Annotated in this window: 14 protein-coding genes; 10 read left to right on the forward strand and 4 right to left on the reverse strand. The window is 51.5% G+C overall.

Translation table 11 applies throughout. The features are described 5' to 3' along the window. The first annotated feature begins 88 nt into the window (after positions 1-88). From GGC63_RS03710 to GGC63_RS03720, 3 genes are all read left to right on the forward strand, one after another. Positions 89-421: a YtrH family sporulation protein gene (locus GGC63_RS03710; protein WP_079908398.1), complete on the forward strand. Its 333-nt coding sequence runs from the start codon at positions 89-91 to the stop codon at positions 419-421. Further along, a complete protein-coding gene (locus GGC63_RS03715) occupies positions 418-918 on the forward strand; it encodes a hypothetical protein (protein ID WP_192701139.1) in 501 nt (166 codons plus the stop codon). Before GGC63_RS03710 ends, GGC63_RS03715 begins: the two co-directional genes overlap by 4 nt. A gap of 124 nt (positions 919-1,042) precedes the next feature. Beyond that, positions 1,043-1,333, forward strand: a complete 291-nt coding sequence (locus GGC63_RS03720) for a YtpI family protein (RefSeq protein WP_079908396.1) — start codon at positions 1,043-1,045, stop codon at positions 1,331-1,333. Positions 1,334-1,356: 23 nt separating this feature from the next. On the opposite strand, the gene GGC63_RS03725 is transcribed toward GGC63_RS03720, so the two are convergent. Continuing rightward, positions 1,357-2,694 (reverse strand): DRTGG domain-containing protein, encoded by a 1,338-nt coding sequence (locus GGC63_RS03725; protein ID WP_079908395.1) that lies wholly within the window; start codon positions 2,692-2,694, stop codon positions 1,357-1,359. A 148-nt stretch (positions 2,695-2,842) separates the two neighbouring features. Here GGC63_RS03725 and GGC63_RS03730 point away from each other — a divergent pair, with 148 nt between their 5' ends. Both GGC63_RS03730 and GGC63_RS03735 read left to right on the forward strand, forming a co-directional pair. Continuing rightward, positions 2,843-3,154 carry an acetyl-CoA acetyltransferase gene (locus GGC63_RS03730; RefSeq protein WP_225947885.1) on the forward strand — a complete coding sequence of 104 codons (312 nt, stop codon included), beginning with the start codon at positions 2,843-2,845 and terminating at the stop codon, positions 3,152-3,154. A 346-nt stretch (positions 3,155-3,500) separates the two neighbouring features. Beyond that, positions 3,501-4,250, forward strand: a complete 750-nt coding sequence (locus GGC63_RS03735) for an SDR family NAD(P)-dependent oxidoreductase (RefSeq protein WP_192701140.1) — start codon at positions 3,501-3,503, stop codon at positions 4,248-4,250. Positions 4,251-4,309: 59 nt separating this feature from the next. Here GGC63_RS03735 and GGC63_RS03740 read toward each other — a convergent pair whose 3' ends face one another. Together GGC63_RS03740 and GGC63_RS03745 are read right to left on the reverse strand one after the other, a co-directional pair. Then, positions 4,310-4,588, reverse strand: coding sequence for a hypothetical protein (locus GGC63_RS03740; RefSeq protein ID WP_225947886.1), 279 nt, complete (start codon positions 4,586-4,588; stop codon positions 4,310-4,312). Between the two features lie 148 nt (positions 4,589-4,736). Continuing rightward, complete coding sequence (locus GGC63_RS03745; RefSeq protein WP_225947887.1) at positions 4,737-5,831, reverse strand: acyltransferase; 1,095 nt, start codon at positions 5,829-5,831, stop codon at positions 4,737-4,739. A gap of 228 nt (positions 5,832-6,059) precedes the next feature. Between GGC63_RS03745 and GGC63_RS03750 the strand changes: the two genes are divergently transcribed. The 5 genes from GGC63_RS03750 (at position 6,060) to def (ending at position 9,986) form a co-directional block, all read left to right on the forward strand. After that, positions 6,060-6,842, forward strand: a complete 783-nt coding sequence (locus GGC63_RS03750; RefSeq protein ID WP_192701141.1) for a DeoR/GlpR family DNA-binding transcription regulator — start codon at positions 6,060-6,062, stop codon at positions 6,840-6,842. Next, positions 6,835-7,653, forward strand: coding sequence for an HAD family hydrolase (locus tag GGC63_RS03755; RefSeq protein WP_192701142.1), 819 nt, complete (start codon positions 6,835-6,837; stop codon positions 7,651-7,653). Before GGC63_RS03750 ends, GGC63_RS03755 begins: the two co-directional genes overlap by 8 nt. After that, the gene (locus tag GGC63_RS03760; protein ID WP_192701143.1) at positions 7,650-8,852 is read left to right on the forward strand and encodes an MFS transporter; all 1,203 of its coding nucleotides are present in this window, start codon (positions 7,650-7,652) and stop codon (positions 8,850-8,852) included. Before GGC63_RS03755 ends, GGC63_RS03760 begins: the two co-directional genes overlap by 4 nt. 364 nt (positions 8,853-9,216) lie before the next feature. Next, positions 9,217-9,465: a helix-turn-helix domain-containing protein gene (locus GGC63_RS03765; RefSeq protein WP_192701144.1), complete on the forward strand. Its 249-nt coding sequence runs from the start codon at positions 9,217-9,219 to the stop codon at positions 9,463-9,465. A gap of 2 nt (positions 9,466-9,467) precedes the next feature. Next, on the forward strand, positions 9,468-9,986 hold the full coding sequence (def, locus tag GGC63_RS03770; RefSeq protein WP_079908387.1) for a peptide deformylase: 519 nt from the start codon (positions 9,468-9,470) through the stop codon (positions 9,984-9,986). A 109-nt stretch (positions 9,987-10,095) separates the two neighbouring features. Here def and GGC63_RS03775 read toward each other — a convergent pair whose 3' ends face one another. Then, entirely contained in the window at positions 10,096-11,385 is a 1,290-nt protein-coding gene (locus tag GGC63_RS03775) for a WD40/YVTN/BNR-like repeat-containing protein (RefSeq protein WP_192701145.1), read from the reverse strand. Positions 11,386-11,513: the final 128 nt, after the last annotated feature.

The raw sequence follows: 11,513 nt of genomic DNA on the forward strand, positions 1-11,513 counted from the left end.
TATTTTATCATAATGCGAACACTTGTACCATACATTAGACAAGTAAGGCTTATTCGCTCGCTTGAAACGGGATGAGGAGGAGAACGGAGTGGTTAACTTTTTGACGAAATGCGTGCTGGATTTCTTTATTGCCTTCGGAGTTGTACTGGGCGGTTCCATGCTGGGAGGCATTGCCGCCGTGCTCATGATGGAGCCCCCTACACTAAAAATGCTGCACATTTCCGAGCAAATCAAAATCTGGGCGCTCGTTGCCGCCGTAGGAGGGACGATCGATCCGATCCGCTTCATCGAAAGCAACCTGGCAGAGGGCTACATCTCACCGGCGATCAAACAAATTCTGCTGATTGTATTCGCTTTTATCGGGGCTCAGTCGGGTACCTCTCTCATCTACTGGATATGCAAAGGAGGCGACTCCAATTGAGAGTGCCTCCGTTTGAAAGCTATAAGGGACTGCTGCAATCGACCGGACTTCTCATCTCGGGCATCATTATAGGCAGCGCCCTGTTTCTGAGCATTTATCATCAACAGCTCAATACAATTCTGATTGAAAATCGCGAGCTTATCGCCGAAAACGAAAAGCTGATGCTCGACAACAACACATACAAAAAAACAAGAAATCAGCAAAGTGTGGTTAATCAAATCGATGTCGTCGTGGAGTCGAGTCCCCTAAATCCGTTGGACAAGGTGACGGAGCAGGAGATCGAAAAGCGCGTACGGAATGACCTGGCAGTGATCAAGGGGCAAAAAATTTCCGTTATCGCGGAATCCCCCCACATCTATCAAAGCCTTCTCTCCAAAAAAACGTACCGCGGCATTCTCGACAAGGATTATATGGTGAATATGAAAACGATGCTTCTGATTCAGACGGAGCTGAAGGTATGGGTCGTTGCTGAAGAATTCAAACGGACAACCATGTAGCTTCTTCTTAATGAAGCGTACAAAAACGAAAGACAACCCGCCGCCGGTTCATTGATTTTCAGCCGAAAAATGGGTAAAGTTAGAACAGGTTTGAATGATACGAATATAAGGATGTGCCTTTGCAATGGAACTAACCCAGATCATTTTACCCGCGCTAATCGTCATTACCCTGGCCTTCTCGGTATTTTACAGCTTCCGGTCCAGAAGAAGCCAGGAGCCCAAGCTTCGCGGCATCTACGCTTCCCGAATGAACATCGCCATGGGCCTGATGCTTATCGTCATTGCGATTTCGCAGCTGTTCTTCTTTACGGATTCGAATACCCGCCGCGTATTCGGCATCGTCTGCTTCCTGCTCGGTATGTTCAATCTGTTCGCGGGACTGCGCAATCACAGCCATTTCAGCCGGCAGCAGTAAGCCCATGCTTCCGGTGAATCCGGCTACAGCTGATCGATAAATTGGGTGGTCAGCATGGCTTTGGCAACCAGCGTCTGCGCATGGTAAATTTCCACCTCAATTTTGCCGAACTTGCGGCTGACCTCGATAATTTTGGGAATAATGTGAATCTCGCTGTCGATCTGCACCGGCTTGACGAAATAAGAGGACATGTTGTCCATCACAAGATCGCCCTTCTTGATATCCTGCACAACGTGATACGCCGCCTGGATAACAAGAATCGTGAGCACCCCTTCCGAGACGGTGCCGAGCTGGTTAATCATCTGCGGGGTGATCAGGCCCCGGAACGTCAGCTGACCGTCCTTCGTCCGCTCCTCGCTGAAGCCGGACCAGATCAGGTCCTCGAAGGTCTGCCCGTTCTGTGGCTGCCGCTGAATATGCTGCATCGCTTTGAGCACGTCTTTGCGGCTGATTACTGCGAGCGGCTTGCGGTTTGCATCAACGACAGGCAGCAGGTCGATGCCTTCCCATACCATCATGTGAGCTGCGGAAGCGACCGAGGTATTCGGGCTTGCCGTTAACGGATTGCGCGTCATCAGCTTGTCGATCGTCTGCTCCGGCTCCGCACCGATCAAATCCCGTGAAGTAATCATGCCCACGACGCGGTTCCACTCATCGACTACCGGGAAGCGGCCATGCCCCGTCTGCTCATGCAGCTGCTGCCAATCCTTCAGCGTTTGATGGCCTTTCATGACATAAACCTGCATTTGGGCCGGCACGATATCTTCTATGAGCAGTATTTTCTTCTTAATCAGCCGGTCGTAAATCGCTCTGTTGATCATGGATGCTACCGTAAACGTATCGTAGCTGCTCGAAATGATCGGCAGCTCCAGCTGATCCGCAAGCTTTTTCACATCCTCGCTTGTGGTAAATCCCCCCGTGATCAGAACGCCCGCCCCCTGCTCCAGCGCACACATATGGGCCTTGCTCCGGTTCCCGACGATAAGAAGGCTTCCCGCGTCGATATAACGCATCATGGCGTCCTGCTGCATCGCGCCGATCACGAACTTGTTCAGCGTCTTATGCAATCCTCCGCTTCCTCCGAGCACCTCTCCGTCCACCATATTCACTACTTCACCGAACGTCAGCTTGTCGATATTATCCCGCAGCTTCTTCTCGACGCGCACGGTACCGACTCTTTCCTTGGTGCTGACCAGGCCCAGATTGTCCGCTTCCTTGATCGCCCTGTAAGCGGTTCCTTCGCTGACCTCCATCTTTTCCGCAATTTTTCTTACTGAAATTTTGGTGCCTATCTTCAAGCTTTCGATATATTTTAAGATCTGTTCATGCTTTGTTGACGTCTCCTGCAATATATGGTCCATAACTGTTACACCTCATCCTATCCATTCTGTACTCATCTGTACTATTTCTATTATAGGATTTCCGCGGCCTAAAAAAAAGCCCATATTCTCAAGAACCTCGAACTGGGCAAATGCATAGGATACCGTATATTGAATGGAGGTGCCGCCCATGTATAACCAGCCTGAAGTCCCCCAAATGCAAACCGTATTCCAAATGGACCCCTCGGTCATCCAAACGCTTCAAAGAACTCAGGAACATATTCACGGCTTGTGCAGCAAGTACTTAAACAGACCTGTTCGTGTGCAAACGATTCACGGTCACACCTATGACGGTGTCATCGTGGATACGGATGGCTTTAATGTATACCTGCAGATGATGCCGACCCATGTACGCGGATTTTTCAATCCAGCCTTCGGCGGGTTTAACAACGTGATATTGCCGCTGGTGCTGTATGAGCTGCTTGTCATTTCTCTTCTTTAGTACCCAACCTGATCCGTGCGATAAGCACGGATTTTTATTTACTTATTTCAGGCGCTCCCTAAAATGTACCTGAATCGGATTCGAAGCCTAGCCCCCGTTTTACGGGGTTATTTTTGTTGGCTGTTATCTCTCCGCAAGAAGGCTTCTCTGAATAACAGGGGACCGCTACGTAAACCCTAATCGCAGACTTATGTGGATATCGGGTCGAAATATAGTTTAGCGGCACTTAAGTTAAACCTAACTAAGTTTAAATATACTAATTTTCGAGCCAGGAGTACAATCGTTATAGAACTTAACACATAACTGCGGTGCGGGGGTACCCGAACGCATAACTGGAGGGATTCGTATGAACACACAACGAGTAGCGGTGATTACGGGAGGAGCCAGCGGGATCGGACGTCAAGCCTGCCTGAAATTTGCAAGCAAAGGCGACCGGGTCGTCGTTGCCGATTTTAACGAGCAGGGCGGACAAGAAACGGTCGACCTCATTGCTCAAGCAGGGGGCGAGGCTATTTTTATCAAAGTGGACGTCTCCAAGCAGGAGGAGGTTGAAGCCCTGCTCGATAAGACCGTACAGCACTTCGGACGTGTCGATGTGATGTTCAACAATGCCGGCATCGGCGGGGCCGGTCCTGTTCTGGAACAAAACATGGACTTATATCACCGTACGATCAGCATTAACCAGCATGGGGTAGCCTACGGTATTATCGCAGCGGGCAAGAAAATGAAGGAGCTCGGAATCCGCGGAGTTATTATTAATACCGCTTCCGTCTTCGGTTTCCTTGCTTCCCCAGGGACCTTCGCCTATCACGCTACCAAAGGCGCAGTGATTATGATGAGCAAATCCGCCGCCTTGGAGCTGGCGCCCTACGGCATTCGCGTCGTCGCCATCGCCCCGGGGGCCGTGGATACGCCGATTATTCAAGGCTTTAAGGATAGAGGAATGCTCGATAGTATGCGAGCCAAAGTTATGGGAGGCGAGTTGACGAAGCCGGAAACGGTCGCCAATTCGGTTTACCTGGTCTCGCTGGATGAAGCCGAAGCGATCAACGGCAGTGTCGTGATGGTGGACCAAGGCTACGCATCCTTCAAATAAAACCGCCCACTCAAGAAACCCGGCCGCTTATGCGGTCGGGTTTTTCCATATTAGGGGGATTATTTTTTGAACTGCAGCATTTTGCGCTTTCCTTGGACCATCTGCTCCAGCTGCCATTTTTTCATCCGCTTGACCTTCTCCATTTCCTCTCTGGCTTCCTCATCCACCCCGAGCAGCTCATGCAAATGCGCAGCGATGATCAGCAGAGCAAAAGCGATCCATGCAATGCCGAATACGGTCGGCAGGATAGATTCCGAGCTTAAATCCAGTCTCGGTACCGCGTAAAACAGCATGCCCAGCGCCAAGCCCATCAACACAATATTTTTCGTTCCCTTCAAGTCCCGCTCCTCCCTTTCGTCCCTACTTGTACAATACATTGTATGAGCCCTCCTGCAAAAATAGCACTCTAAACGGACGGACAAGCACAGGTTAATGCAAAAAGCCCCTTATCCGGCAGTGGATAGAGGGCTTGCGAACGCGGCTTGCTTAAGCTGTTCCTTGGGACAGCTTTTTCTTGGGGGTCGGCCGTAGCTTCCTCATGGCTTGTCCGTACACATAAGACAGCAGCCATGGGATAGCCAGGCTTAACACAAATCCGCTCAAAATATACAGATGATAGTCACGCATCGCACCGCTGTCGTTAATGACATGAGTGCGCCAGTAAGTCAGCACTGCGGGATGCATTAAGTAGATGCCGTACGATACGGCTCCTAACGAGAGGAGCCATTTGGTTACCCGCGGCCAATACTGAACCAGCTTACGGCCAATCCAGATAAAGCTCATCCCCGCAAACATCGGATATGTATTAAAAATAACCTCATACCACGTATTATCCAGTGTGATATGCAGCAGCTCCTCAAGCAGGAACAGCCCCATAAAGCTTAAGCCCAAAAGCACGCTTAATGGCAGCACCCAGCCGATATGTCTGCTGATCCACGCGCTGAATGATGCATAATGAATGCCCAGATACCCCCCCAGCGAAAACAAGCTGAAGTAGGTGACACATAACGAAGCGCTGTGCGGCAGCGGTTCGACCCAATGTCCGTAAACGTAGCAAGCGGCTTGAACGGCGATCCCGATCAGGAACAGATTGCTGCGGAAGACCTGCGACACCCGGCACAGCCAGACAAGCAGGGGGAAGATGAGATAGAATTGCACGATAATGATCATGAAATAAAGATGGTAGGAAGCGTCCGCCCACGGCAGCAGATCCAGAAATTCCTTCCCGTCAAAATGCAGCCGGCTCGGGTCGTAAATCCACTGATTATACAAGTAATAAACCACCGACCAGATCAAATAGGGGAACAGCACCTGCTTGACCCGCTTCAAGTAAAAGGTCACCGCCTGCTTCCCGCTCCAATCATCGATATAGCGGTAAAAGAGCACCAGCCCGCTGATGAAAATAAACACCGGCACGGCAAAATTGCTGAACTTGTTAATGGAGAGGTACGCAGCCTGTGAGACGCTTCCGACAGGAAGCTCCACCGTCGCCTCGGAGGTATTATGGATAAATAACACCGCCAATATGGCAAAAGCTCTTACAATATCCAGCTCCAATAACTTTGGTTTTTTTGCAGCCAAACGAAACCCAATCCTTCCGTATCTCCTCAAAAATATCCATGAGTTTATTGATATTGCTATACCTTACCATTGTACCATAAATTAGAGGGATGCTAACAAATCTCGCTCAAAAAACTTAACTTTACGTAAATTAACTTATATTTACTTATAAATCATTGCATTATTCATGCACATTGCCTTATACTATGCTTACAATGAATGAATTTGCATAGAAAGGAGACGGCTCCCATGTACCAGGAAGAGCGATTGATCGGGATCCTGAATCATTTGGAACACCATCAAAGAATCAATATAGAAACCATATGCGAGCTGTTCGATGTGTCCCGGGATACGGCCCGCAGGGATATCATCCGGCTTGAAGAGCAAGGACGCATCCTGCGCACACGCGGCGGCGCCATCCTTCCGACGCTATCGAGCCATGTGGCCAACTACAGCGAGCGGCTGCGAGACGAGGCAACGACGGAATCGAAAAAAGCCATCGGACGCATGGCCGCCACCCTCATCCATAATGGGGATTACCTGCTGCTGGACGCATCGACTACGGTTCAATATGCCGCGGAAAGCCTGCATACGCAAGGACATGTCGTTGTGACGAACTCCATCGATATCGCCGATATTTTGAACCGTAAGGAACATATCGACGTTCACCTTCTCGGCGGGAAGCTCCACCCGGAGCATCGCCTGATTTATGGCGCACGCGCTATGGAAATGCTGAGCGACTACCACGTTCACAAGCTGCTGCTGGGTACCTGCGCCATAACGCATGACGGCCTTTCCAATCCCTACGAGGAGGAAGGCTTTCTCGTCAGAGAAATGATGCGCCGCGCCGATCAGGTCATCCTGCTCGCAGATCATACCAAGTTCGGCAAGCGGCAATTTAACCGGATATCCGGTCTAGAGCCCATCGATATCATCATTACCGATGAGGAACCGTCGGAGGAGATGAAAGAGGCGCTTCACCGGCACGAGATTGACATCATTGTAGCCAAAGGAGAGAACCCGCATGATTAAATTGATTGTCAGCGATTTGGATGGCACGCTGCTGCAAAAAGGCCATCATATTCATGATAGAGACCGCAAAGCCGTACACAAGGCTCTCGAGAGCGGGCTCTCCGTATGCTTCGCGTCCGGACGGATGTACCCGGAAATTCGGCATGTCATGGGCGAGCTTGAGCTGGAAGTACATGCTGTCTCTCAGAATGGAGCTTACGTTCACACGTCGGACCGCCATCTGATTCGGCACGATACGTTCGAAACGTCCCTTATCAAGGAATTGGCCGTCGTGGCCCTGGATTTGCCGCTCATTACCGTCATGTGCGCACCCGATCATTACGTGCTGACGGAGCTGAACGAACGCAACGCCCACATCCAAGCCAACTTGTTGGCTCCCGTGAAAGTAATGCCTCATGCGGTTGAAGCATTGGGTACCGAGCTGATCTGCGGAAAAATTACGTATCTCGGTGATATGAACCAGCTTCTTGTATTGCAAAAGCAGCTGTTAGCCTCTTACGGCGATCAGATTGACGCTTATATCGCCGACGTGGATTGCCTGGATGTTATGCCGCGCCATATTTCCAAGGGAACCGGCTTAAAGGCGCTTCAGCAGCATTTAGGCATCCTTCCCGAGGAAACGGTCTGCATCGGCGATTCCTTCAATGATGTATCCATGTTCGCCACGACACCGCACAGCTTCGCCATGGCCGGCAGTCATCCCGACTTGAGAGCCAAAGCGGCGCGCATCACTGAGAGCGTGGCTGACGCGGTGGAATGGGCGTTACAAGCCTCAACCGGCAACGCCATCGGGAGGGAAGGACGCGGATGAATAAGCTGCTCTGGATCGGCTGCTGCTTCTATTTACTGATCGGATTCACTTCTGTCATAGCCGCCGCCCTGCTGCCTGAGCTTATGATGCATTACGGACGTGATTATGCAGATGGGGGCAATCTGATCTTTGCGCAATTTTTCGGCTTTTTGCTTGGCGTCATCACCCAGCCGTGGTGGTCCAAGCGGTTTGGACGCATTCGTATGCTTTCTTTTACGTTATATTTCATCTGCTTCGGTTATTTTATTATCGGTCTGCTTCCCCCCTGGCCTGTCGTGCTGCTGTGCCTGCCGCTTGTCGGCTTCGGATCGGGGATGATCGAATCCACCGTCGGCGCCCTGATCATCGATGCCATACAAGACAAGAAAGCCGTGGCAATGAGCCGGCTCGAGGTTTTCTTTGGCTCGGGCGCTCTGCTGATGCCTGTCGCTATCAGCCTGCTTATAGCCAATGGACGATGGGAGCTGACTTTCTTCGGCACCTGCTTCCTTTCCCTGCTGCTCGCCTTCGTCTGGTGGCGTTACAGTACCGGGAACCGTCAGATAATTAACATTGGCGAAAGCCTAGAAGCTGAAGCAGCTCCTGCAGCCGTTCCGGCAAAAGGAAATCGCGGCAGTAGGCTCACGTACACCATGCTCATTTGCTGCATTATCGTATTTTTCATTTATGTGGGACTGGAGATGAGCATCGTCAATTTCCTGCCCTCCATCCTTCTTGAATCGATGAATGTCAATGCGGCGGTCGCCTCGCTCAGCGTCAGCCTGTTTTGGGGGACGATGGTCCTCGGCCGGTTCGTCTGCGGTCTGCTCGCCGAGAAATACGGTTATACCCGATACCTGCTTTGGTGTTCGGCAGCGACCGTGGTTGTGCTGATAGGTCTGGCCTTAATGAAGCACCTCGTTGGAGCTTTCATCATGATCCTGTTGATCGGATTGTTCATGTCCGGACTGTTCTCCATCTCGCTGATCTTCAGCAATTCCTTGTTTCCGGGGAGAACGGAACAAACTACAAGCAAGCTCATTGCCGCCAGCGGCATCGGCGGAGCCGCCTTTTCCTGGCTGACCGGCCGTCTGATGGAGCATTCCTCGGTATCGTTCACCTTATGGTTTCTCGTCCTCCTCGGAGTGCTGCTGGTCGCCATGCTGGCTGTTCTATCCAAAATGAAGCCGGCCACTTCCGCGGATTACTCTTCCTGCTGAGAAAGCTCAAAAGCTATGTCTTATAGGCATAGCGAGCTCGAGAAACTCGAAAATCTGAAAAATGGCTTTGGTACCCCGGAGAGGTATCCCCTTCCGGCCGCTCTTGTTCTCGGGAAATATTGATTATAATCGCTATATAGCGGTGATTTCCCGAGAACAGGCGAACGCTATCGCTCCTCCAGGAGATACCCCACCTATCACCTTTCGCATTTTCTGTACGATAGGCTTCTCGACAAACTCAAGCTATGCCTTAAGGGCATAGCCTTTTTGAGCTTTACATTTTAGTTAACAGCTACTACTATTAGGTAATACCTAATATATGAAGGCAATGGATAATCCAGCGTCAGAGCAGGAGGCTTAAGAAATGCTGGTTTGGATGTTAAGACAGGTTATGGCCAGCAGAGGCATATGGAGCGGCGCGGCGCTTGCCCGGCTCTTGAAGGAGAAGGCAGGCTATTCCTTATCCGCTCCATCCATCAGCGCGCTTCTGTCAGGCCAGCCGCGTCAGATGAAGGCGGAAACCTTGGATGCGCTGTGTACGGCGCTCGAATGTACGCCGAACGATTTGTGGGTGTTCACACCTGACAGCCACATTGCAGAGGGAGGGAACTAGCGATGGCCGAGAAAATCATCGTTCCATTCGGCGATCCGATTTTGCGCAAAACGGCGAAGCCGGTTACCGAAATCAATGCCAAATTATTCAAGCTGCTTGATGACATGAAGGACACCTTATATGCGAAGGAGGGCAGGGCCGGTTTAGCCGCTCCCCAAATAGGTATCTTAAAAAGAGTCATCGTAATGGATTGCGGGGACGGCTTGATCGAGCTTATCAATCCCGAAATCATTCGGATGAGGGGTGAACAAACCGGTCCAGAGGCTTGCCTGTCCTTTCCGGAGCATACCGGAATCGTCACACGAGCCCAGTATGTCCAAATAACAACCTGGAACCGGGCGGGGGAAACGGTCACGCTGGAAGGCGAAGGTTATCTGGCCAGATGCATCCAGCATGAAATCGATCATCTGAACGGAGTTCTTTATATCGATCATATTCAAGGCAATGAGCTGTATCACGACCTGACCCGCAAGAGAGTCCCCCTGCTGGATGTCCTCCGGCTATCAAGACAAAGCCTGTAGGAGCTTCGTGACGGCCGGATTCGTCACATCCCCAATGCAGCAAAAAATCACTGTACTTATGCAGAAAGCAGCCTCGCTTCGCATAAGTACAGTGATTTTCTTTTCCCGTTTATGAAGAGGCCGGTTTGCCGAAGGTCTGCACCTCGGTCCATTTTTTCCCGCCGTCCGTAGTTTGATACAGCTTCGTCGGCTGATTATAGGCCCCAACCACGATCCAACCCTGCTTGCCGTCCAGGAAGGAGGCATCTGCATTCGTCCCCGGAAGCTGCTGGCTTCCATTGACCCAAGTGGTTCCGCCATCCTGCGTCGATCCGATCGTTACCGCGCCATAATCTCCACACGGCGGACATTCGCCTGTCAGAAAGGCAACTTGAGCGCTTACGGCTTGCAGCTGGCCAGGCTTGGTTCCCGGCCCTTTCGGTCCAGGCTGTTCGCCAATCTTATAGCCTGGCGCAGGGCCGCCTCCTGCCGTGGAATTGGCCACGACCGTCTTCCAGTTCTTCCCTTCATCCTTGCTGTGAAGCAGCGTATAAGAGGTTTGGCTCATGCCGCTGTCTCCAACCAAAAGCACCCATACATCGCTTGCCTCCGTCGAACGGATAACGGCATTGTTCACTTGACTTACAGTCGAATGCGTCCATACGGGCTTCCATGTCTTGCCCCCGTCCTTGGTCAGCTGTACCTCATAATCCGAATCCTTCATGGTGACAGCCCAGCCCTGGCTTTTGTTGATAAAGAACGGTTCTCCCTTCATATTCGAAGGAACCGGAAGCGCGTTCCACGTCTTCCCCCCGTCCGAAGTGTATTGATTTCCGCTGAAGCCTTCCTGCTCCGATACAAAACGGATACTCTTGCTAATCGGAGCGGATTGGGAAATCACAGTCCATAAGGCGCCGCCGTTGGTAGTCTGTAGCAGTCTACCTTTGGCAGCGGAGCCGGTGTCGCCGGGAGAGCCTCCCGTGCGGACATAAGCCCATCCTCTGGTGCTGTCCAGGAATGAAAACGCCTCAATCTGACCGGGTCCTTGAAATTGCTTCTCCCAGTGCTTTCCCCCATCCTTCGTGTGGAGTATAACCCCGTCTCCACCGGCCCATCCCTCTGTCGGGCTGATAAACTTAATAGAGGCTACGGCTGTCTCCGTAGCATTGGTCTCTGACAGTTGTGCATTTTGGGCGGGCTCCGCCGTCGGGCTTGCCGATGGAGCCGGTGCTTTGTCATCCGTATTGGAGGCTGGCTTGGACTCCTGCTCGCCCGGCGCAGGGGAAGGAGCTGCAGTCGGTGCTGCAGCCGACGGCCCGGACGTATTCACGGATGTGCCGCGGTCCTCGCAGCCTGCCGCAAGGGTAAACAGAACAACAGCCAATATCATCAACAACCATGAAATGTTTGTATGCTTCATACGGTTCTCTCCTCTGCTTGGAAATTGATCGAGCAACAAAATTCTCCGCCTTTTTGTAATCAAGGGCCTTAAAAGACATGAGCTTACAGTGCAGTCGAAGCTGCGCTATAAACCGTCCGCCGGCTCTT

Source organism: Paenibacillus sp. OAS669 (genome assembly GCF_014873645.1).
Taxonomy (GTDB): domain Bacteria; phylum Bacillota; class Bacilli; order Paenibacillales; family NBRC-103111; genus Paenibacillus_S; species Paenibacillus_S vulneris.

Bases quoted from the DNA above. Each gene is read 5' to 3' on its own strand.
- GGC63_RS03750 (WP_192701141.1), top strand. From the start codon at position 6,060: ATGTACCAGGAAGAGCGATTGATCGGGATCCTGAATCATTTGGAACAC.
- GGC63_RS03760 (WP_192701143.1), top strand. From the start codon at position 7,650: ATGAATAAGCTGCTCTGGATCGGCTGCTGCTTCTATTTACTGATCGGA.
- GGC63_RS03775 (WP_192701145.1), bottom strand. From the start codon at position 11,385: ATGAAGCATACAAACATTTCATGGTTGTTGATGATATTGGCTGTTGTT.
- GGC63_RS03720 (WP_079908396.1), top strand. From the start codon at position 1,043: ATGGAACTAACCCAGATCATTTTACCCGCGCTAATCGTCATTACCCTG.
- GGC63_RS03735 (WP_192701140.1), top strand. From the start codon at position 3,501: ATGAACACACAACGAGTAGCGGTGATTACGGGAGGAGCCAGCGGGATC.
- GGC63_RS03755 (WP_192701142.1), top strand. From the start codon at position 6,835: ATGATTAAATTGATTGTCAGCGATTTGGATGGCACGCTGCTGCAAAAA.
- def (WP_079908387.1), top strand. From the start codon at position 9,468: ATGGCCGAGAAAATCATCGTTCCATTCGGCGATCCGATTTTGCGCAAA.
- GGC63_RS03765 (WP_192701144.1), top strand. From the start codon at position 9,217: ATGCTGGTTTGGATGTTAAGACAGGTTATGGCCAGCAGAGGCATATGG.
- GGC63_RS03730 (WP_225947885.1), top strand. From the start codon at position 2,843: ATGTATAACCAGCCTGAAGTCCCCCAAATGCAAACCGTATTCCAAATG.
- GGC63_RS03725 (WP_079908395.1), bottom strand. From the start codon at position 2,694: ATGGACCATATATTGCAGGAGACGTCAACAAAGCATGAACAGATCTTA.